General features: G+C 35.8%; 25 protein-coding genes and 2 pseudogenes. 7 read left to right on the top strand and 20 right to left on the bottom strand.

Annotated features, from left to right (window positions below):
- The first annotated feature begins 266 nt into the window (after positions 1 to 266).
- The 5 genes from ACJHWK_RS05555 (at position 267) to ACJHWK_RS05535 (ending at position 4,158) form a co-directional block, all read left to right on the top strand.
- Positions 267 to 758: a hypothetical protein gene (locus tag ACJHWK_RS05555; protein ID WP_000804518.1), complete on the top strand. Its 492-nt coding sequence runs from the start codon at positions 267 to 269 to the stop codon at positions 756 to 758.
- A 225-nt stretch (positions 759 to 983) separates the two neighbouring features.
- Positions 984 to 1,475: a tetratricopeptide repeat protein gene (locus ACJHWK_RS05550; RefSeq protein WP_000102383.1), complete on the top strand. Its 492-nt coding sequence runs from the start codon at positions 984 to 986 to the stop codon at positions 1,473 to 1,475.
- A 334-nt stretch (positions 1,476 to 1,809) separates the two neighbouring features.
- The gene (gene ygeH, locus ACJHWK_RS05545; protein ID WP_001521199.1) at positions 1,810 to 3,186 is read left to right on the top strand and encodes a HilA family transcriptional regulator YgeH; all 1,377 of its coding nucleotides are present in this window, start codon (positions 1,810 to 1,812) and stop codon (positions 3,184 to 3,186) included.
- A 166-nt stretch (positions 3,187 to 3,352) separates the two neighbouring features.
- Complete coding sequence (locus tag ACJHWK_RS05540) at positions 3,353 to 3,571, top strand: hypothetical protein (RefSeq protein WP_000184104.1); 219 nt, start codon at positions 3,353 to 3,355, stop codon at positions 3,569 to 3,571.
- Between the two features lie 83 nt (positions 3,572 to 3,654).
- A complete protein-coding gene (locus ACJHWK_RS05535) occupies positions 3,655 to 4,158 on the top strand; it encodes a lytic transglycosylase domain-containing protein (RefSeq protein ID WP_001239193.1) in 504 nt (167 codons plus the stop codon).
- 20 nt (positions 4,159 to 4,178) lie between these two features.
- Here ACJHWK_RS05535 and ACJHWK_RS05530 read toward each other — a convergent pair whose 3' ends face one another.
- The 7 genes from ACJHWK_RS05530 to ACJHWK_RS05500 all read right to left on the bottom strand — a co-directional run bounded on the left by ACJHWK_RS05530 (position 4,179) and on the right by ACJHWK_RS05500 (position 8,797).
- On the bottom strand, positions 4,179 to 4,811 hold the full coding sequence (locus tag ACJHWK_RS05530; RefSeq protein ID WP_410234803.1) for a LuxR C-terminal-related transcriptional regulator: 633 nt from the start codon (positions 4,809 to 4,811) through the stop codon (positions 4,179 to 4,181).
- 222 nt (positions 4,812 to 5,033) lie between these two features.
- A complete protein-coding gene (locus tag ACJHWK_RS05525) occupies positions 5,034 to 5,741 on the bottom strand; it encodes a hypothetical protein (RefSeq protein ID WP_001227543.1) in 708 nt (235 codons plus the stop codon).
- Complete coding sequence (locus ACJHWK_RS05520; RefSeq protein WP_001389479.1) at positions 5,683 to 6,264, bottom strand: type III secretion apparatus protein OrgA/MxiK; 582 nt, start codon at positions 6,262 to 6,264, stop codon at positions 5,683 to 5,685. Before ACJHWK_RS05520 ends, ACJHWK_RS05525 begins: the two co-directional genes overlap by 59 nt.
- 15 nt (positions 6,265 to 6,279) lie before the next feature.
- A complete protein-coding gene (locus ACJHWK_RS05515) occupies positions 6,280 to 7,014 on the bottom strand; it encodes an EscJ/YscJ/HrcJ family type III secretion inner membrane ring protein (RefSeq protein ID WP_000875228.1) in 735 nt (244 codons plus the stop codon).
- Entirely contained in the window at positions 7,011 to 7,343 is a 333-nt protein-coding gene (gene sctI, locus ACJHWK_RS05510) for a type III secretion system inner rod subunit SctI (protein ID WP_001521204.1), read from the bottom strand. The genes ACJHWK_RS05515 and sctI overlap by 4 nt, the downstream gene beginning before the upstream one ends.
- Positions 7,344 to 7,362: 19 nt before the next feature.
- Complete coding sequence (locus tag ACJHWK_RS05505; RefSeq protein WP_000796272.1) at positions 7,363 to 7,602, bottom strand: type III secretion system needle complex protein; 240 nt, start codon at positions 7,600 to 7,602, stop codon at positions 7,363 to 7,365.
- Positions 7,603 to 7,615: 13 nt separating this feature from the next.
- Entirely contained in the window at positions 7,616 to 8,797 is a 1,182-nt protein-coding gene (locus tag ACJHWK_RS05500) for a PrgH/EprH family type III secretion apparatus protein (protein ID WP_001521206.1), read from the bottom strand.
- 258 nt (positions 8,798 to 9,055) lie between these two features.
- Between ACJHWK_RS05500 and ACJHWK_RS05495 the strand changes: the two genes are divergently transcribed.
- A complete protein-coding gene (locus tag ACJHWK_RS05495; protein WP_001195865.1) occupies positions 9,056 to 9,556 on the top strand; it encodes a helix-turn-helix transcriptional regulator in 501 nt (166 codons plus the stop codon).
- Position 9,557: 1 nt separating this feature from the next.
- Positions 9,558 to 9,851 (top strand): hypothetical protein, encoded by a 294-nt coding sequence (locus ACJHWK_RS05490; protein WP_001521207.1) that lies wholly within the window; start codon positions 9,558 to 9,560, stop codon positions 9,849 to 9,851.
- 69 nt (positions 9,852 to 9,920) lie between these two features.
- Here the strand turns inward: ACJHWK_RS05490 and ACJHWK_RS05485 are convergent, their stop codons facing one another.
- The 13 genes and pseudogenes from ACJHWK_RS05485 to ACJHWK_RS05425 all read right to left on the bottom strand — a co-directional run bounded on the left by ACJHWK_RS05485 (position 9,921) and on the right by ACJHWK_RS05425 (position 21,960).
- Complete coding sequence (locus ACJHWK_RS05485; RefSeq protein ID WP_170886438.1) at positions 9,921 to 11,045, bottom strand: EscU/YscU/HrcU family type III secretion system export apparatus switch protein; 1,125 nt, start codon at positions 11,043 to 11,045, stop codon at positions 9,921 to 9,923.
- Complete coding sequence (gene sctT, locus ACJHWK_RS05480; protein WP_125272984.1) at positions 11,042 to 11,797, bottom strand: type III secretion system export apparatus subunit SctT; 756 nt, start codon at positions 11,795 to 11,797, stop codon at positions 11,042 to 11,044. Before sctT ends, ACJHWK_RS05485 begins: the two co-directional genes overlap by 4 nt.
- Positions 11,798 to 11,810: 13 nt before the next feature.
- Positions 11,811 to 12,071: an EscS/YscS/HrcS family type III secretion system export apparatus protein gene (locus tag ACJHWK_RS05475; RefSeq protein WP_000341004.1), complete on the bottom strand. Its 261-nt coding sequence runs from the start codon at positions 12,069 to 12,071 to the stop codon at positions 11,811 to 11,813.
- Between the two features lie 9 nt (positions 12,072 to 12,080).
- A complete protein-coding gene (locus ACJHWK_RS05470; RefSeq protein WP_000071534.1) occupies positions 12,081 to 12,746 on the bottom strand; it encodes an EscR/YscR/HrcR family type III secretion system export apparatus protein in 666 nt (221 codons plus the stop codon).
- Positions 12,736 to 13,723: pseudogene (locus tag ACJHWK_RS05465) on the bottom strand (YscQ/HrcQ family type III secretion apparatus protein). Before ACJHWK_RS05465 ends, ACJHWK_RS05470 begins: the two are co-directional and overlap by 11 nt.
- Positions 13,683 to 14,030: a type III secretion system needle length determinant, SpaN/EivJ family gene (locus ACJHWK_RS05460; protein WP_024230450.1), complete on the bottom strand. Its 348-nt coding sequence runs from the start codon at positions 14,028 to 14,030 to the stop codon at positions 13,683 to 13,685. Before ACJHWK_RS05460 ends, ACJHWK_RS05465 begins: the two are co-directional and overlap by 41 nt.
- Before the next feature lie 297 nt (positions 14,031 to 14,327).
- Positions 14,328 to 14,558: pseudogene (locus ACJHWK_RS05455) on the bottom strand (type III secretion protein); the annotation flags it as partial.
- Complete coding sequence (locus tag ACJHWK_RS05450) at positions 14,536 to 14,994, bottom strand: hypothetical protein (protein WP_001559743.1); 459 nt, start codon at positions 14,992 to 14,994, stop codon at positions 14,536 to 14,538. The gene ACJHWK_RS05450 and the pseudogene ACJHWK_RS05455, both read right to left, overlap by 23 nt.
- A complete protein-coding gene (sctN, locus tag ACJHWK_RS05445; protein ID WP_000734312.1) occupies positions 14,984 to 16,276 on the bottom strand; it encodes a type III secretion system ATPase SctN in 1,293 nt (430 codons plus the stop codon). The genes ACJHWK_RS05450 and sctN overlap by 11 nt, the downstream gene beginning before the upstream one ends.
- Before the next feature lie 31 nt (positions 16,277 to 16,307).
- Positions 16,308 to 18,368, bottom strand: coding sequence for an EscV/YscV/HrcV family type III secretion system export apparatus protein (locus ACJHWK_RS05440; protein ID WP_170886434.1), 2,061 nt, complete (start codon positions 18,366 to 18,368; stop codon positions 16,308 to 16,310).
- On the bottom strand, positions 18,361 to 19,506 hold the full coding sequence (locus tag ACJHWK_RS05435; RefSeq protein WP_020232939.1) for a YopN/LcrE/InvE/MxiC type III secretion system gatekeeper: 1,146 nt from the start codon (positions 19,504 to 19,506) through the stop codon (positions 18,361 to 18,363). The genes ACJHWK_RS05440 and ACJHWK_RS05435 overlap by 8 nt, the downstream gene beginning before the upstream one ends.
- A 4-nt stretch (positions 19,507 to 19,510) precedes the next feature.
- Complete coding sequence (gene sctC, locus ACJHWK_RS05430; RefSeq protein ID WP_000694681.1) at positions 19,511 to 21,214, bottom strand: type III secretion system outer membrane ring subunit SctC; 1,704 nt, start codon at positions 21,212 to 21,214, stop codon at positions 19,511 to 19,513.
- A complete protein-coding gene (locus ACJHWK_RS05425; protein WP_000568782.1) occupies positions 21,211 to 21,960 on the bottom strand; it encodes a helix-turn-helix domain-containing protein in 750 nt (249 codons plus the stop codon). The genes sctC and ACJHWK_RS05425 overlap by 4 nt, the downstream gene beginning before the upstream one ends.
- Positions 21,961 to 22,252: the final 292 nt, after the last annotated feature.

Raw genomic sequence — 22,252 nt, 5'->3', positions numbered from 1 at the left:
AGGAAATCTTTTGAGATGTTTGTCACGAATAAAGCTATTTATGTTACCAATATCATTTCGAGTGTGCACACTATCTATCTGTTTTTTCAGGATATAAAAAACAACATGTAAGTTATGTAAATTGCCGATGCCACTAAGTAACATTATGGTAAAAAAAGTAAAAATGAGCGATTTTTGATAGAATAAAGCATGAGAAAAGGTGATATTTGACATTATCAGAAGCTGCGAATTCGGATTTTGCTCTAATCAAATGAGAGAAATGTAAAATGAAGCCACGAAATATTAATAATAGCCTACCACTGCAACCATTAGTTCCTGATCAGGAGAACAAAAATAAGAAAAATGAAGAGAAATACGTGAATCCAGTTAAAATTACGATGAGGTCTGGTTTAAATTATATTGAACAAGAATCTCTTGGAGGAAAATATCTAACACATGATTTGTCAATAAAGATAGCGGATATTTCTGAAGAAATAATTCAGCAAGCAATATTATCGGCTATGAGTATATATAAATTTCCGATAACAGATGATTTAATGAGTATGGCTACAAATGAACTCATAAAACTGGCCAAAATAGAGAATAATTTAGACCTGAATAAATTCTCTACTATATGTACCGACGTTCTATCCCCCCTCGTCACCAGACATAATAAAGAAAAAAAACCAGACGACTTACTACCCTTCGCAAAAATCCCTTTTTTAATTTTCATCGAAAAAATGGAAATTGATAATATGAATCCAGGCCATGCACATTAAGGCATTTATGAAATGTCGTAATTAAGATAACTAATAAGGTAAATATTAGCAAAACAACTAATGACATTATTGGTTTATAGTGGTCAGTATTTTTACTAATAATGAACCAATATACCCATAAGCAATGCAAGCTTAAAACTCATAATTCAAAAAAGATAAATGCAAAAAATTAATGAGTCAATCAATAATAATTTAGCATCACGAAACACATCACAGAGGAATATTATGAGCACAGATACACTTGAAATATTCAATAACAGTGATGAATGGGCAAGTCAACTAAAACACGCATTATCACAAGGAGAAAATCTGGCATTACTACATGGATTGACTCCTGATATCCTTGATAGAATATATGCATATGCATTCGACTACCATGAAAAAGGTAATATAACGGACGCAGAAATTTATTATAAATTTCTGTGCATTTATGCGTTCGAAAATCATGAATATCTAAAAGGTTTTGCATCAGTATGCCAGTCAAAAAAGAAATATCAACAAGCATATGACCTTTACAAACTAAGTTACAATTACTCACCGTATGATGACTATTCAGTTATTTATCGTATGGGTCAATGTCAAATTGGGGCTAAAAATATCGATAACGCAATGCAATGTTTCTATCATATTATTAACAATTGTGAGGATGAAAGTGTTAAGAGCAAAGCGCAGGCATATATTGAACTCTTAACTGATAATTCAGAAGATAATGGCTAAGCATTACAATCTTTTGGTTAAAATTGCTGGTTATAGTGCAGTTAACTACTATGACCAGCTTCTCTTATGTTTTCTTAAATCAACATCTTAAAACAGTTAAGAACACACTATAAATTATTATTTTTCAACGCGTTAGAGAACAATCTATTTTATCAAAATTGAATAAGGCTATTTCAGATTACATCACTGAATTCCTAAGATAAATTAGTGAACACAACCATAGATATGTCGAATGTAAACTCCTGTAGCATTAATGACACATAAATATGAATAGCCACAATTTCTATTGCTTATGCAGGATGCAAGAAACCAATTTTTTCATAGAGGTTAACTAATGGACTTAGAAAATAAATTCTCATATCATTTTCTCGAGGGATTAACGCTCACGGAAGATGGAATTCTTACTCAAGGAAATGAGCAGATTTATATTCCACCGAAAGAGTTAGGAGTATTGATCGTATTACTTGAATCCGCTGGTCATGTTGTCCTGAAAGATATGATCATCGAATCAGTATGGAAAAATATTATTGTAAGTGACGAGTCCCTGACAAGATGTATCTATTCTTTGCGCTGCATTTTTGAAAAAATTGGCTATGCTCGTTGCATAGAAACAATCTACCGGAAAGGGTATCGTTTCAGTGGACAGGTTTTCAAAACTAAAATAAATGAAGATAACACTTCAGACTATTCCATAGCTATATTTCCTTTCACCACTTCATTGAATACTCTGGATCCATTAATACTTAATCAGGAATTAGTGCAAAACATTTCGAATAAAAAAATCGATGGCCTTTATACCTATCCGATGGCTGCGACAAATTTTTGTAATGATCACATATCGCAAAATTCATTTTTGAGAAGATTCAAGCCAGATTATTTCGTTACAGGAAGAATAAACCAGAATAACGCGGTGAAAACTTTATACATTGAACTGATCGACGCTAAAAATCTTTTCCTCATCGCCAGTAATCATCTTCCTGTTGATGAATTACATAACACATCACAATTTATTATAGATAATATCCTTCAAACGGTACATATTCCAGAGCGTTCTGTAAGATTAGCTAAACCGGACCAAGGTTACAAGAATCATTATTTATCAGATGAACTGTTGGCTGGTAAGAAAGAACTTTACGAGTTTACTCCTGAAAGCATTTACAGGGCTATGGCTATATTTGATGGATTACAAAATAAAAGTGATATACAGACGCTAAAAATAGAATGTTATTGTCTGCTAGCGGAATGCCATATGTCTTTGGCACTTCATGGAAAGTATGAACTTGAACTTGCTGCTCAAAAAGCATTAGAGCTTTTACATTATGTATCAGACATAACCAATGTCGATGGAAAAATTTTAGCCATTATGGGACTGATAACTGGTCTGTCTGGACAAGCAAAAGTATCTCATATCTTATTTGAACAGGCTAAGATACACACAACTGATATAGCCTCTCTCTACTACTATAGAGCACTTGTCAACTTTCATAATGAAAGAATTGAAGAGGCAAGGATTTGTATAGACAAATCACTACAACTCGAACCCAGAAGACGAAAAGCAGTTGTGATAAAAGAGTGTGTAGATATGTATGTGCCTAACCCGCTCAAAAGCAACATGAAACTCTACTATAAAGAAACTTCGAGTGAAAGCCATCGAGTTATAATTGATAACATTTTGAAACTAAAGCAACTGACGAGAATTTGTATGCGATAAATATTTATTGTCGCAATTTTATTGTTTAGATGTATGCAACTGGTTATGTAAACAACAGAGATGAAAACATCTAAGATAATTACCTTATTGCAATATATATCAAATACTCTAGATTAAAAGTATTGTGTATGGGCTATTGGCCTGGACAAATAAAAAAGGGAACTTTATGACTAATCCAATCAATATGAATAATTTTTCTCAAAGTTTAAATATAGCAACCGCAACGGGTGATGAAGTCGTTTCATTAGATAAACACATCACCACCAGTGCTACTGATACAGATCAAATACAAGCATTTATAGTTTCAACATGGATGGCATCTTTTCAAAATGATATGTATTCGAAAGATAATCCTATCTCTCCTTACTATGAACTGGAATGGTAGATAATTGACCACTTAAATGATTAACGAGATACTGAATATATTAGTATCTCGTTCCTTTCCTTCAATCCTACACATAAAAACATATGCGCTTACCCAAAGTTAAAATCTTAGCCATCTTCATGTTTTCTATATTAATTACAAAAATGTCTTTCGCCAGTAGCGCTTGCTTTAATGAAGCAGGATCAATTTTCAGAATCGAACCAAATTTGATCAAAGCTATCGCACTTGTTGAAAGTAATTTAAAAAATGATAGCATCGGCAAGAACAGGGATAAGAAAAACAATATAAAGAGTTTTGATTATGGTTTAATGCAGATAAACCAGATGCACATTCCCATGTTAAAAAAACGTGGAATAATAAAAGATGAACAAGATTTGTTAGATAACCCCTGTCTAAACATTAAAATAGGGACCGAGATTTTATATAATCATTTTTCACGTTGTGGAGTAACGTGGCAATGTCTGGGGACTTATAACGCGGGTTTTGCAATGGAAAACCAAAAAAAGAGGCTGCAATATGCAAAAAAAATATATGTTGTATATACCAGACTTAATGAAATAGACAAGCGTAAGGCTTTAGCAAAATGAGCCTAAAGCCTCTTTTTTTTTTATATAGTGCAAACGCCCATACGTAAAGCTGTTTTGATCAACTCGATACCACTGTGAACATCTAATTTCTTCATGATATTGAGTCTATGTGTTTCGACTGTTTTCCTGCTTAACTGCAAGAAATTAGCGATTTCTTTGTTTGTTTTTCCATCAGCTACGAGTTGTAGTATTTCAGACTCACGATTTGTAAGTTGATTATCAGAGGAATATCTTGAAGATATTTTTTCACAATCCATGTGTACACTATCAAAATAAGTGTAACCATTACTAATCGAATCAATAGCCCGATTTAGTTTCGCCGGGTGACTGGTTTTCCATACGCATCCTTTTGCACCGGCTTCAAGCAATTTTATTGAATCAATATACGGCATTTTTGCTACAAATGTAATAATATGAGCATCTATTTTATGCGATTTAACCCATTTAATGAGTTCGGACCCCATCATTCCACCTGCAAATTCTCCTAAAATAAATATTTGGGCTGCAGATTTGTTACACTCCGCTATAGCTTTCTTCAGATCTTTATAGCCCCCAACAACCTCATATAAATCGGGATAATGTCCGAGAAATCCAATTATCCCATCAATCATAAACGGCTGCTGATCTGAAACTACAATTTTAATCTTTCCCATATATTCATCCTGAGTGTAAATGCTATAACGCATTCATTTATAATCATCCCTTCCATTATTATTATAAGCAAAATCCAAAAAATACATTGATGAAATAATAATGAAATATAATTAATAATAAAATTTTTGCGTAAGCAGAATAACACCCGTGTTGAAAAATCATTAGGCGTTTAAAATATTAGAATTAGATTATATTCAAGTCATTAAGCCGGAGACAGTGATCTATAAGTCCTCTGGGGTCGTCAAATCAGAATTATTCATAGCCAAAGAATCTATTTCACACATTCTTTCAACTAAATAATGTCTGGCATGTTCACAGATTTCATTAACCTTGTCAGGGGAAAAACAGTGATTGCTAATTAAATATTGCTCACAATTATCCACAAATTCCTGCGGACTAAACTCAGCAATAAATTGATCTGTAAAAAAAACAAAACGTTTGTCATCATGATATGAAATATGGACATTCCATATTGACTTGTCGACAAAATATGACTCTACTTCAATAGACTTATCTTTGAAACTGGTAGGTATATAGAGATTTAAAGGGCCTGATATTGACGGTAATTTTGTTACCCAACTTTCAAAAATTTTGATAAAAACTTCAACTTCCTCTGAAGATTTTAACAATATGCTCTTCAGATCGTTTATCATATTTATTCTGTTTTTTTCTAATTCTGAGCTCAGCAAACTTATCAAGGGTATAAAATTATCCATCACATCAATAATGCCTTTCGCATAGCCATCATAATAACCTTGAATAACTTTTTCTTCTCTCTTTTCCTCAATGCTCTGAATTTTTGCGGTGGTTTCAAGAAGGATCTGTTCTTTTAGAGAAACTATTTCTTTCAATCCATCAGAAATTATTCTTTTAATCACAACACCATTTGCAGGAGAGTTTATCAAGCTCATCTCTATTTTTTTTCGCATAAAATGTAATTCTCTCCAAAAGAGTAGACGCAAGTGGTAACGGCAATTGTATGTGGTCAACAAAATCAGGAAATAATAAATTAAATCGTTGCTGCATTGCCAACGGTTGTTGCCTTACATAGGGCAACAACGTTGAAAAACCACATGTGATGATATTCTGATAGTTAACGATACCAGGTTTATATCGTGCCTTTTCATTTATTTCCACCGGTATAGCTGATAAATAATTCCTTAGCACATCAGGAACCTTGTAAAAAAATCCGCGTTCTGCAAACCTTTCTCGATAAAAGTGACAACCACTGAGTAAACAGATCAATGGAAATAATTTCCAATTGTTTATGTAGTAAATAAGTGAACTATTCAGACTGAAATGCTCAACTGAAAGATTGTACTGTAGGAGTATCATTTCATTGGTAATAGATCTAAGTACCGGATTGCTAATACGTGCATTATTCAAACTTACTCGTTGAGGATGAATATAACTAATTGGATCATATATAATCTTTCTTAGGGCAAGATTCATAACGTTCTCATATGTCTACTTATTTTTTAACCTGATTAAATTAGTTAGAATAGCCCTGTACTTCCATAACAGCCAGCAAGTCGCAATGGACATTAATGCAAGTAAGATAGAAACCGGCATAGTCTTATCATAAGCAAAAACAGGTTCGTTAATTTCATATGTTGGTGCTTGTTCAATAATATCTCTTCGTTTTGACAATACGACTGAAATATTCTCATATTGTACGCTTGCAAAGCTATTAACAATAAATCTCTTAATGTCATTTATTTTTATTTCTGGATTGATATCTTTTTCATATACAGCAAGTACAGAAATATGAATTGGTAAAGCAGTTTTGCCACTATCACCTGTATCAACATCGTAACTAACATGTACTCTTGAAGAAACAATGCCATCCATAATTTTGAGAGATTGCTCTAAACGCTGTTCAATAGCAGAATACAATCTTGCTTTTTCCGCTCGTGGAGAGGAAACGAGCGCATCTGCAGGGAACATCTGCGATATTTGAATATCAGGCTTACCCGGGAGATTGTAGATTTTTAGCCAATCCACCGCAGAAGCAAAATCCGTTGGTTCTACATAGATTGAAAATCCAGTTTTGCCTTGATCCTTCTTCTCAGCATTAATATTATGTCTTTGTAAAACAGCAAGGACATCATTAGCTTGCTGTTGATCAAGATGGTTCAGTAATTCCTGCTGCTTGCAACCGCACAACAGCAGGATAAACAAGAATAATGATATATATTTCATGAGCGAGTCAACGTCTCAACTGCAGCGACAATTTTTCTTGCTAATGTTCCCACCAATGAAACCTCGACATTATAATTAAGCACATGATCCTGCAAGACTAATAATTTTTCAGGAGTTAACCCCTTTTTATCAGACCTTAATGCTTGTAACGCATTTTGCTGCCAATTTTCAGTTTGTACAGCATAGTTGGCAAAAGCGGAAATCATTTTATCATCCGGGTTATCAAGATTGAGAACCCGGTCATTTAAATCAATAACTTTCGCTTGCTGTATTTCACGAGCAGCTGCTTGCTCAGCTCTATCAATAGGTGGCATATTGCTTACTGACATAATAAAATCCTTATCCAGTTTAGCGGAAGTTTTGTATGATTGCCGAATCAAGATCTTTATACGCTTTTACAACGTTAGATTGCGCATTTCGATATAATGTATACTCAGCTAATGCACTCTGATATTCGGCAAGGAATTTCGGGTCGGAAGGATTGGTTGCTAAATCCTCCAACGCCTTTTCAACTTGTTGGTTCAGATCATCAACGCCCTGATCAAATTGTTTGCTGATATCCATAATATAACCATTCCAATCTGCCATAAGTCCTCCTCAATTATTCCTGAAATGTCCACTTGCTACCTTGAGACTTCTCGAATCGGTTATCTCCGTAGCTAAATGAACTATTATTTGTATCCTGATTTTTCAAATTCACATTAAATCTTACATATTGTTTACCCCATTGCTTATAATATTCGTCGACATAGTTATTAATTTTATTTAATTCACTGTCGCTTAACGTACCAATGATATTAAAATATACATTGTTAGCTGTTTTATATTTTTCATAAGAAATACCTATTGCCGACAATGTTTCAATTGCCTGACTTTCCAATACATTATCATCTAATACCGCAATACTTATATTGCTGGCATATGGCATAGTTTGCAGTAATCCTTTAATAAGATTATCGATTAGTTGCTGTGTGATAGCATTCCGTTGCTTACTCACTGTCAGTCTTGGATTACTGGCATCTAATAGCTGTAGTTTAAAATATTGTAGATCTGGGAAATTATCAGCAAGCCATGAAAAAATCCGTATCGATTCATCATCAGGATTTATCACCCGTACTGGCTTTCCTGGTTGATTTTTTTCCAGTGCTTGTTTGACCCAGACAGCTTCATCCAAACTATTGGTATTGATATAGATGACATGATCCCTACCATATAAAATTTCATAATTTCTATTTTTGTTTACAAGAATTTTATCGATATGTCTCAGCTGCGGATCATTACTGGCATTAACAATATAAAAAGCTATAAAAATGATAGCAAAAAGAAAAAATAGCGTTACATATTTAAACAGCGTACTACTAAAGAAATGTTGTCTTGTTGAAGTAATGTTATTTTCAACAATACCTGGTATTGAATACTGCCAAACTTCATTTTTTACTTTTACAGCAAATTTGAGGCCTAAAACTTCTATTTGCTGATTCAATGTTAACGTTCTATCTTCAGGTTCTTGTGCTGTTAATTCTCTGATTGTTACAACCAGATCAGGGTCGGTAGTGATTATTACCTCAAAACTGCCTGTAAGCTCTCCATAAGGAATGACTATCGTATTCTCTGGTAACTCAGAAAAAGAATCACTTCTTCCTAACGAAACATCATTACCAACGATAACGAGTACACGCCCATTAAGTATTTCATACTCGCATCCATTCAATGGTCCGCTCAATAAACGAATGGCATAAGATTCCAATAAGTCTTGTGATAAGAATTTATCATTATTTTCCATGAATACCACCCGCTAATTCCATAAGCTCTAGTTTAGAGTAGTGTAACAAGACGGAAATTTCATGACCAAATTATGATGACACACAATAAAAAGATTATAATTTTCGAGAACCATTTTAAATGCCTACATACATAACTTTATTTGCAATTTAAGGTATACACCCTATTCCCTCATTGATATGCAAATATAACAATTACCATTATTTTAAATTTTACACGTAATATTTACCCTAAATTATTTTAGAGTGCAGGTTGGCATATGCAAGTCTTTTCCAGTGATGTCTACTTCACTGTAGGCACTAATGCATTATTAGCATCCCAAAAGGAATATTACAGCGATTTGGTTGCGTTGGTTGATCTTGGACATTCGTTCGTTGTTATTGATGAGCACCAACATCGAAATCTCAAACCAAATACAGAACCTGTAAACACCCTTTTGAGCAACAATTTCATCAGGATCAATAAGAATATTACATTATCTGATTTAACGCATTTCCTGGTTTCGAATCTTCATACACAAAATGTGTATTCCACTCAAGAACCACTTACCCATGATGAGATAGATATCCTGCGGTTATGTGTTTCTTATTCGTTAAAACAAATAGCCATTATCAAAGGAATTGATTATAAAACAGTATCATATCACAAAATAAGAGCCCTAAATAAACTTAACATAAAAGGTACTGTTGAGTTGTTTATAGCACTCTGTGAATGGGATAAACATTATTTTAAACTCCAATCTTGCATAAGAGAAAGTTGATATGTCATTAGTAAGATATAATAGTAAAATCATAATAACTGTAGCGCTGATATCGTTGCTCTCTGCATGCACCAGAGAAAATTCATTAAAGGATACTCAGAATAAAATAAGTGGCGAATCTCAAGCGATAGTAGATGCAAGACAGTTCTTTAGCGAACACCCGGAATATATATCATCAGCAGAACTAGAGCAGAAGCTATATCGCGAATTTGCGCAGGTTACTACTGTTCCAGCTTATAAAGAGATGAGTATGTATCAATTGCTTGTCATTTCGCAAGATCGTTTAACACATTAAATAAGAATCTACACGCTTTTTGCGTGTAGATTCTTATAAATTTCCGACTATGATAGATGTTTAATTTTTTTAATTATTGTCTTTATTCTCACTTTTTGTGTCTTCACCTTCTTTGAATTTATCTTCTGAGGGGAGCAGTTCATCTGGAACAGGTTGTCCAGCATTCTCCACATCTTCAAGCCACAGCAGAAGACGCAAGATCTCATCTATATTTTCGAAGCTAACATAATCGTAGCGACGATGGGTAGCATAAATTTTTCGTGCTAATTTTTTATCTGTAATAATTGGTATTCCGATTTCCTTTGCATATTTCCTTACGGCTAATGCTACCTCATTAGTTTCTCTCACAGAAATCAATGGTATAGGTGAAAGATGTGGCTTAAAGTATATCCCTATGGCAATGTGCGTAGGGTTGGCAATCATCAGACGGCTATTACTGACATCAGATTTCAATTGCTCTGACAGAATTTCTTGATGGCGTTCTCTGCGTTTAGATTTAATTTCTGGACTTCCTTCTTGTTCCTTGTATTCTCTTTTAAATTCTTGTTTATCCATTTTCATATCTTTCATAAATAAAAAATATTCAGCGATAAAATCAAAAATTAAGACAATTATCATACTGCCGAGGCAATACAGTATGAGAAGGAATAGCATCTCTCCCCAATCTGATAATAAAGAAATGATATCTCCATCAAGAGTTTTAAAAAGCAGTGATTTATGGTTACTCCAAAATAATTTGATCGCCAATGCAAAAAAAATAATATAAAGTATTGCTTTAACAAATTCTTTTACGGTTTTTAAGCCAAATATACGTTTTAAGCCATTTACTGGATTTAATGAATCAAACTTAAACTTAATAGCTTCAGTTGCTAATTGCATTTTACTTTGAAACCATGAAACAAGTATTGTTGTAAACATACAAACCAGCAAAAAAGGAATGATCGTTTTCAACCAACCTATCCCCATAGCTTTAAAATAGTCCCAAATATCCGGTTTAGCGTTATGATCAAGGATATATTCAAGAATCGACATAATGTGATGCACATCAAATACATATCCGAGATATAAAGTACCCACAAGCATTATTACACAGACTGTTAAGTCTCTACTTTTTAGAATTTGACCTTTTTTAGAAGCATCCTGGAGTTTCTTTTGTGTTGGCTTTTCAGTTTTATTTGCCGTGAAACACTCTATTTATCAATGTATAATTGCAATTGTTCTGGGAAAAAGGATAACGGCATAACTCGTTCAGCCAGTATTGGGCCAAAATAAATAATTAATATTAAAAATGCCAGCGCACTTTTGACAGTCAGTGAGATGGCAAAAGCATTTAGTTGTGAAGCATAACGTGCCAGCAATCCCAGGACAGCTTCACCGCCCAGCATAACCGCAATCACGGGGCTTGCGTAAACGATAGTATGAGTCATTATATTATTAATATATGAGAATAAAGGCTCTAATTTAGGAAAATTAAAATTTCCTGAAGGCCATAAGTTATAACTTTGCCATAGAGTCTCCAGAATAAAGTTCAATCCACCGTTAGTAAGATAAACTGCTGCAGAGAAAAGGTTAAATAATCTTGCTAATTCCGATGTATCGACACCTGTAGCCGGATCCAAAGTACTACTTAACGTTGCACCACGTTGGTTATCGATAAAGCTACCTATAGCAAGGAAAATCCAAAATGGGGATGCTAATAAGCAAGCAATAAACAACCCTATGATAATTTCTCTGGCAGCAAACAAAGCGATATCTATTTCATTTAGGGTAGATAATTCATAGTGGTAATGCTGAACTAATGCACATGATACCACTATTATTATTGGATGACGGACTACTGTTGGTATATTCCCACTGGCGAAAAATGGTAACAAATAGAAAGTTGGTGCCAATCGGCAAAAACCGAGCGCTGTAGCAGCCAGCAGACTATGCAACTGATAGAGCATCGCCTCCCCCATGCTATCCTCTCGCGAATGCTAAATTCAGCATTTCGATACCAAACGAATATAATTTTTCACCATACCATCCGCTCATTAAAAAAAAGCAAATACTTACGCACAATAATTTGACGCCAAATGGCAACGTCTGTTCTTGCAACTGTGTTACCGTTTGAAAAAGCCCTACCAATAAACCAACAAATGTCGCAACTGCAATAGGTCCTGCAGACATAACTAAAATCAGATACAGCGCCCTATTCCCCGCAAAAACAATGTCGTCCATATTTTTTCCTCAGGGATTAATGGATAGGTCAAAATATTGTAAAATGAGTCCTTTCGATAACATTGTCCAACCGTCCATCGCGACAAACAGAATTAATTTTATCGGTGTAGATATGGTTACCGGACTCATCATCATCATACCTAACGTTAACAGAACGCTGGATATAACCAGATCAACTACAACAAAGGGTAAATAAATATAAAAACCTATAATAAATGCACTTTTTATCTCACTCAACGCATATGCCGGGAGTAACGAGAAAATTGAAATATTATCATCATCGATTATCTCTTCATTGTCTTCAGAACTATTCACCTTCTGAATCTTTTCAAAAAAGCTAACCAACTCCGGTTCAGAATATTTTATCAAATATGATTTATAACCACTCATGCCTGTCTCAACAAAATTAACAACCGACGCAACATTATTGAATGAAAGATTCTCATTCTGACTGTTATTATATATTTCCTTCCCAACCGGCATCATTACGAACATTGACAATAGCAAAGCTACCCCATTAAGTGTCATATTTGATGGCACTTGCTGAAGTCCCAAAGCGTTTCGGACAATAACAAAAACAATCGAGAATTTAATAAAACATGTCCCGGATGCTATTATAAACGGTAATAGTGTGAATAATGATAATATCGCTATCAGCGAAATGCTATTTGACATTATTATTCCCTGATAACCAAGAATGAATTTCTACGCCCAATTTATCATCCACTTCAACAAGTTCGCCATAGCCAGTTAGCGCGCCATTTACACGTATCTCTATATTTTTCTCCGCTTCAGGAAGCAAAGATATAATTCTTTTTGCACAGAGATCGTCTATTTCATATAGATTCATTATTTTCTTACCAAGAACAAACTCAATTTTTACAGGCAGGTCTTCAAAACTATTAATCTGCTGATAGTCATTTTCATCATTAATCTCGATTTCGCTTTTTTTGATATCAAAGTCATCTGTTTCAAAATCTTCCTCGTACTCAAAATGATCAACCATTTTTAACTCCTCTGGATAAATTAAATCACAAATCTTTGTATTATAAATAACCGCATAAGCAAAATTATTTGAAATTAATAAAACATCACCAACTTCAATATCAACAATGGTTCTATAACATGTTTTACTAAATCCAATTACAAAATGAATGGGCCAATATAATGATTTTTTGTCTAGCGTTGGAGCGTTTTCGTATTGGCAGACTGTGACTTTATCTAACCAAATATTTAATTCCCCTGTCCATATTCTTATCAGTGGTTGAGCTGGACTCAATACTCCATCAAATACTTTACCGACACACAAACGATTATATTTTAGTTCAGGATACTTTAGATTTAACGGGGTACTAGATAAACTGAGCCATTCCACTATTAACCTTTCCGTTTCTGGCATTAAAGCCATCCCAGCGAGCTCGGCAGAAATTAAGGGAAATAACTCTCGAAGTAACACCCATCCAGACCAGCTGCCGCTCTCTTCTGCTATCGGTAGCCATTTGGCGCTAAATTCGGGCATTAATAACGCAACATCTTCACCATTTTCTTTCCAGTTTTGAAAAGTGGTTTCAAAGGAATGAGTGTTTCCATTTACTTTTCTCAGGCCGAACATTAACTTTCGTCCTTCTGATTGTTTTCGAATTTACCTTCATTTTCTTGCTCATCATGAGGCTGATGTCGTTGCCCTTGTCGTTCATCTTGCTCAGTCAATACCCAGCGTTGTGCTGTAACATCATTGTGTTGGGCTTCATGGAGTCTGTCGGAGACAAGTGTGTCTGATGGTTTTAGTCGTATCCCTTCACTACTTTCCAGAATCCGGACTGTATGATTTTGTCCCCAACGCTGAAACTGATATGTCAATTCATTTTCGCGCACATTGGCATTATTAGCAGAATTATTTATATCATTCTGATTGAGCGTATGAACATTCCTTTGCTTTTCGATATGTTGAGTAAACATGGTTCTGTTATCAGCAAACCTTCTTTCGTTAGTAATGTCTAATGAATGGGCCTGCGGTCCATTTATTTTGTCTCCATCGCGGTATTTTTTTTCACGATCTTTATTATTACTGTGTTTTTGATCTGTGATGTATTCTGTATGGATACCATTATGGATTTTTTCCTTAAATTGTATCGTTTTATTAGATGGTTCAGAATCATTCCCCTGATCTCGTGAAGTCATATTGAGAATTTTCTTTGTAGAAAATTTCTCTGTTCCATTTGTTTGCAAAGAAAGAGATGGATTCCTGTCAACCTGGAGAGATGATTTGTTGTCAATAGACTCCATGTGCCCATTTTTTTTCCCCAACGTAGAAAATTGGCTATCCTGAGTCTGACGTAATAACTGGAGAATGGTTCCAGCGACAATCTCACTCATTTCTTTATTTTTTTTGTTTTTCTTTAAGAAACTGTCTAAATCTGAAGCAGAATTATCGGGTGTGTCTGTGTTTAAAATTTTACAGTGTTCAATTTTCTTGACTTCGTCCATTATATTTCTCCTCCTGTTCAAGCTCGTCTTGATAAAGCATCTGATTTAAAAGTTGTTTTTTGATGCGCTTCTTTAGTCGATCGTACTTTTCTCCTTTTAGCCACCAGTGTTTTCTTTGTGCTTGCTGTTGAACTATTTCCTTGTTAAGTATTTTTCGCCGCTCTGCTATTTTTTGCTTTTCAAGATTTATCTCAGCGATCTGCTGCTGAATGACTGCAACTTTACGTAACGAGTAAAATATATCCTGTCGAAATACAACTTCGCCGAGTAACTCTTTCATATCTAACAGTGACTGTAGGTTTTTAAGTTGCATATCATACAGGCGTTCCTTTTCGGCTAACTTTTCTTTTTCTGCATTTAACTTTTGTAATGATGCTTCACATGCAGCCAGGCTCTGCGCTGTTCTTCTGATAAGTCGATTAACTTTACTTAACAATTCGTTCAAGCTCTTTTAGCGTTTCACTCATTGGCATTTTTTCATTAACTGACTGTTTTAACCAATTTGTGAGTTTAGGCCGGGCATTCATAGCAAAATCATTTTCAGCATTTTGCCCAGCGCGATATTCCCCTAAATCAATAAACACCTGTAGATCTTCCAAAGTTGTGAGGATCTTCCTTACCCGTGCAGCATTATCTCTGTGTTTTTCATCAGTGACCTGACCAAATACTCGACTCACACTTTTTAGAACATCTATTGCCGGATAATGACCTTGCCCAGCGAGTTTGCGACTTAGATAGATATGGCCATCAAGGATTGAGCGAATTTCATCACCCAGTGGGTCTGATTCATCCTCCCCCTCCAGTAATACGGTATAAAACGCAGTAATACTTCCTTTTAGTGTTGGTCCCGGCCTCTCCAGTAAGCGAGGCAAACTGTCAAAAACAGAAGCAGGATAACCACGTCTGGCAGGTGGTTCACCCGCTGCCAGTTTCATATCACGTAGTGCTCGTGCATACCGCGTCATTGAGTCGATAAAAAGTACAACTCTCTTTCCTCGATCTCTAAAATACTCTGCCACGGTTGTCGCCATCAGGGCGGCATTACACCGATCTACTGACGAAAAATCAGAGGTGGCATAAACCAAAACACATTTTGCTGCATTTACTGATTTTTTCAGCGATTCCGCGCATTCCGTAACTTCCCTTCCACGTTCGCCAATCAAGCCAATAACAAACACATCAGCTTCAGTGTTGTTTACAAGCATATGCATTAAAACCGTTTTGCCACAGCCAGCTGATGCAAAAATCCCAACACGTTGACCAATGCCACATGTCAGTACGCCATCAATGACTCTTATCCGTGTCTCTAGTGGTGTATTAATAACTCGACGCTCCTGATACGACGGTGGCAGTTCATCAATCAGGCGTAAATTTCCCCTATCGCCTGGAGTGTCCGGGACAAACCTTTCCATAATTTGACCAGAAGCATTCAAAACTGAACCAAGAAAGGCATCACTGATCTGTATGGTTAACTGCTCTCCCGTTGGTTTCAAAACTGCAGTACGTGTAAGCCCCACAGAGCTGCCTATAAGGTTTAATAATGTCTTTCCATTGCGAAAGCCAACGACCTGAGCCCTGGCTATACGTTCATTTGCTTGCCAGCTCGCATAAATTTCGCATACTTCGCCCACTGAAACGTCGTCAAGCTCTGCTTCAATCAGCGAGCCGTTTATGCTATGTAAGTAGCTGTATTTATTTAATAGTTTTAATTTTTTCATACCAGCATGCTCCATATCGCAAGACATTATCCTAAATAGTTTTCAGAATATTAACGGGAACATTTTCCGTTAGTTCCCCGTACGAAAGTACTTCGAGGTCTCGATAACTAGATTCAATAAGTTTTTTGATAAAACGACGAATATCCACAGATCCCAGTAAAATAATGTCTTTAATAGGAATATTGATTCCAGAAAGAGCCAGTTTAAAATTATCCAGAATCATCTCAGCTTCGGATGCATCGAGATTAAGAAAAGTACCGCCAGCGGTAGGCCTGACACCATCTCTGATTCTGTCCTCTATTTCAGGCGAAATCACAATTGCTTTAATTTCTCCAGAATATGAAAACTTATGGCAAATGTAGCGACCTAATGCACCTCGTACATGCTCGACGAGTGTAATTATATCTTTCTCCCGTGGGCTCCATAATGCTAAAGCCTCCATAACTAAACGCATATTGCGCACTGAAATTCGCTCCTGGATCAGACGCTGAATTACCTCTGAAATGCGCTGCACGGTTATATATCTTAATATTTCTTTTAATAGATCAGGATACTTCATCTCTAATTGATCAAGAATATATTTGGTTTCTTGTATACCAAAATACTCATTAATATTATGCGCCAGACATACAGATAAATGATTGTACATTTCATCCATGGCCGTGCGAGTATAACAGCCATTTTTTGTTAATTTTTGGGCATCACTTTTTGTAACCCAATAATATTGTTCACCATTACTATTTACGATGATAGGTTTCTTGATCAAAGTCGAAACCACTTCATCTGAATATTCAACCAACAAGACGAGATCATGATAAATTTTAAATTGCGAGGCTCTGACTTCATTTAGCATTAATATGACATCTTCATCATTAAGGCCTTCCCCCTCGCGAATGACAATACCGGGAATACGGATACCATACTCAATAAAAAACTGACTACGAATCCTATCAGCAAGATTGATTTCAGTGTATTTTTTAGCCTGTACACTATTCATAATCAAAACCAAGAGTACCGTTTCGGTAATAACCTGATCAAGTTTATTAATAATACCTAATGAAATATCATCATCCTGATTATAGGGTTCCAACCCAACGGTGATATCTCCCTCAACAACCGTTTCTTCAACCCCTTTCTTTTTGAATTTAAAGTAAAAATAAATTCCTAAGATTACTGCCAAACATAAAAACACAAGAAGGGGAAAACCTGGAAGCAACCCAATACTTAGCGCGAGGACACATGTCACAATAATGACAAAAGAATTACTTAATAACTGGGACATTATATTTTGCCCCATATTATCACTATCGCCATTCACGCGCGTTACGATAAACCCTGCACTAATAGCAATTAATAAAGCTGGAATTTGTGAAACAAGACCATCACCGACGGTAAGAATTGTGTAGACGGTCAACGCTGTCGAGAAATCCATTCCATTTTGGCCTACTCCTACTGATAGCCCACCGATAATATTAACAAAGATAATAATAATGTTTGCAATAGCATCACCTTTGATAAATTTCATCGCACCATCAAAGGAACCATACAGCTGACTCTCTCGTTCTAATACGCTACGACGTTCTTTTGCTAAATCTGCATCAATGATCCCGGCGCGTAGATCGGCGTCAATACTCATTTGTTTACCTGGCATACCGTCAAGCGAAAAGCGGGCAGCAACTTCAGCCACACGTTCCGAACCTTTAGTAATCACGATAAACTGAACAATAGTAACAATGGAGAAAATAACAAAACCAACTACCAGGCTATCTCCAATAACGAATTCACCAAAACTCGTTATAATTTCTCCGGCGTCCGCCTCAAGAAGTATAAGTCGGCTGGTACTGATCGCCAGCGCCAAACGAAATAACGTTGTGATGAGAAGAATTGATGGGAATGAAGAAAAACTTAAGATCCTATCAACATGGAATGATCCTAAAAACACAAGTATTGCCAATGTTAAGTTCAGCCCAATCAAAAAATCGATTAAGTAGGTGGGCAATGGAATTATGAGCATGGCGATAATCATCACCATTAATCCAAGAATTATTAATTCTGGATGACTCCTTAACCCTATCAAAACTTTGTTAAACATTGAACATTACCTTCTTCCATGGTTTTTTATTTTGTTTTTTATTACTGTTTTGTGTATCAAAGAGCTCTGCTGCAAATGTTACTTTTATTGCCTGTTTACAACACTCCCTAATCTCTAATAATTGTTCATTATTAATAAAAAGTGAAAATGGAAGATTTGTACATCCGCTGTAAATCGCCTTCAGGAGTAACGTTTTGTCTTTATAATTAGCATCTGCGGGTAGGGTTACCAGTGCATTTTTCAGGAGTTCCTCTGCTGTCTCAGGAAATTTTATTAACGATATCAGAAAAAATATCCAATAATCTTCTGCGCTAATAAATTTTTTAATTATTGGGTTATTCATTAAAGTTTTCAGAAATAAAGCCTCTGCTGACTGAAGAGACAATAGTTGTGACAACTTATTGAGAAACATACCAAATTCCAATGATGAACAGCTCGCATCAAGTGCATTTATATCTGAGAAAAGCGTCTCTTTGATAAATTTTGTCACCAGTATTCTATTTTGATAGCCATAACTACCAATCCATTCGACATAAGTATCTACAGCATCGTCTTCTGCCATTAAAAACTGTCGATAACTTGCCCTTAGTAATTTTGGATTTAATGACAACGCCTGGCCAAATAACTTTGCTTTTAATGCCGAGTTAATACCGCTATTAATGAATTTTTTAGTAGTCTCTTGATTAACTTTTTTAAGTAATGCTTCAGCGTTTAGCCGCACATTTTCAGATATTTGTTTTTTACGTAAAATTGCACGTAATACAACCACCAGTTCGCTTTCATCTGGAAATAATTTTTTAGCAAAGCTATACACTTCATAGTCATGGGTAGTTGCTGCCTTAAGCGCCTCCATGACTTTATCGGTTTTTTCTATTGGCTGATCTTCCAGGACATATTCTTCTCCGTCCAGAAAGTTGGCCAGTTGTTCTTCGTAGATTTTTTTCTTCATAAACTGCGTTAACGCTGCTGACATCTCGTCAGTAGCTTGTAAGAATCGAGCTTCTTTACCGGCGGGATCATCCCCCATTTTAGGCATTTCAGCTTCAATATCTTCATTATCTTCTGTGATAATGTCCTCTAAGCGAGAAACTTCTCTGGCTCTTTCTAATACACCGACATGCTCTACATGAATCGCCATTTCACTATCCTCCGACGACTTCACGATTCAGGTAAGTTTTTATCCATTTCTGCAGTAATTCATCGTTGATTTCTTTATTTTTTGCCATTTGCTGTGTTATTGCTCTGGCGTCAACCGCAGCCTCATTCGCATTATTCATCATGCGCTCATCGATCTCTCTTGGCTCAATAAGAAAGACACGAACGATGTTATTCGCATTTGTTCCTTCATATCCAAATAATTTACCAATAAATGGAATACTGCCTAATATTGGGATCTTACGACTTTCATAGGTATTCGTATCTCGTGTATATCCACCAATCAAAAGACTTTTCCCTTGAGGCACGCGCGCAATAGTACTTATAAGCGTTCTACCAACCTGAGGCAGATCATCAACATTGGTCTTGTCGGAATTGATTTCATTGCCATCTTCAATATTCAAGAGTAATTCAATTTGATTTCGTGAAGCAAATCGTGGTAGCACGCTAATCATCGTACCATAGGTTACTTCATCCAACTCCGCAGTACGCTCGCCGACTAATTTAGTATAGAAAGTACGGTTATTATCAAATATAGCAGGAATATTCTCCTGTGTTAAAACGACAGGACGAGCAACAACGGCGGCTCTTCTTTTTTGCGCAAGTGCCTGTATTGTTGCAATAAACTGTGTCCCATCCAGGGTACTAATTGAACCTGAATTATTAAATGATGCACTTAGGCTGGATCCAATTTTTATCGTGCCCGACCAGTCAGCTCCTAACTGTTCTAGATCAGTCTTATCAATATCTATTATCCATAAAGATAATTCAATATGTCGCTTTGGAATATCGAGCGTAGCTACTAACTTCTCGATAAAATCAACCTGAGATACTGTTCCTTTAACAAGTAAACTGTTGGTATCAGGATATGCAATAATTTGTATATCGTCAGTCTCTGGCGCTCCAGCTGTCGATATTATTTTCTCTACTTGTAGGTCATCATCTTCTTCAGCACCAGGAAAAGGAGGCATACGTGATACGTTTTTTAGTTGTTGACGACTTGAAATTTCAGAAAGTACGTTAACCCCAGTGCTTTGCTTAATGTTATTATTTAACAACGTCGATAGTACTTTTGCCATGCCAGGAATAACTATCTTTTCGCCACGTAATTCATAAGTCCGATCATTAACGAATGTGTTGACCAGATGAATTATTCCTACTTTATTTCGTCCGATCTCGATGCCATCGCTGTTTTGCTCCATTAATTTCGCAGCATTAACGACCAGGTCAACATAAACTGGTGGCCCCGATACATAGAAAGTACCATTGCCGCCCCCTTTAATTTCATAACGAGAGTTATACAGACCCGATTTTTTTAAAAAATTATTAAACTCATTCGTCGATACCTTTCTCAGATTAATCAGCGCATTACGCATCTCTGATGAGTCATAGATATAAATAGCTTTGCCATCATCGTACCAAATAAGTCCCATCTGCGCCGACAGGCGTTCAATCAAGGCATAGGGTTCGGTTAAATCAAAATTTCCGCTGATCTGTTTCTTCATGGCAAGCTTACTTACTATTGTAGGCTTACCCGCATATGATGAAACCGTTTCAAAAAAACTACGTAGATTTTCTTTATTTGCTACGTATCCATTCGCTGTTGCGGCATATGCACCAGGAGTCAATAATCCATTAAAAATGCATAAGGCTGAAATTAATATAATAGTAATACGTAATTTTATTTTCATAACTTTTTACATAGTTCTCTCGGTGTTTTTCCTAACCGGCTTTTTACTTCGGCTGAAAAGTGTGATGAGGATGAGTAGCCATATTTATGCGCAATAGTTGTCATATCACTGTTTCCTTCAATGATTTCCAACACGGCTCTGGCAACTCTCCAGCCACATAATTCCGTTTTAACTTTACCACCCAATGCATAACTACATAAACGGCGAAAATGTGAATACGATACGCCGTAAAGTTCACCAAGATCATAGAGTGAAGTCTGTATGAGCGATTGCGATAATAAATAGCGAACCAGTTTATAGCATTCTGTTTTTCTTAGATGCTGAAACAGAATTTCATTAATATTATCGCTGCTCAGATAAGTGGCTAAAAACCAGGCTTCACTTGCAACTTTACTGAATAGCACAACTTCTGATGCAAAGGGCAAGGCATCAGCAAACAACTCATGGTGTTCCCTTTCCACACTCCCCGTTGATTCATCTATAAAAGCTAATAATTTACTCAGGATATCAATGCGAAGTGGATGATAAATTACTTTCCCTGCAGTTACCTCAATTTGGCTTCGGTCAATGAGCAGTAATATATCTTCCACTACCATTAATTTTTGATGGTTATTACCGATCGTAATAACAAGGGTTACATCCTTGTTTTCATTTCCCCGTAAGAACCACATTTCAGGGTCCAGTAGGGTTAACTTCTGTCCTTGAAGCAAAACATTCATTGGAAGTAACAGCCCTTCTTCAATCATGTTTCATCTCCTTATTCCATATTCTCATTCTCCATAAACTTGCAATAAAAACATGATTAAAAAGTGATGATTCCTATTTATAAAATAATGATTTTGTTATGAGCGAATAGCTATCAGCTACTTACAGTAGTAAGTCATTCTGTCCATATACAGAATTGCAACTGTTGATATGTTTTACTTAAACATACCCCGTATTTCTTATAACACTTGTTTGGTGACTATTTTCAATAAAAATCATATTTGTTAGTTACACATTAACGCACTGCGAGTGTTTTGTTACTCCCTGCATATA

It is taken from the genome of Escherichia sp. WS547, assembly GCF_046486065.1.
Classification (GTDB): domain Bacteria; phylum Pseudomonadota; class Gammaproteobacteria; order Enterobacterales; family Enterobacteriaceae; genus Escherichia; species Escherichia coli.
The sequence above is the reverse complement of the archived record's forward strand: the minus strand, read 5'-3'. Positions and strand labels throughout refer to the sequence as shown.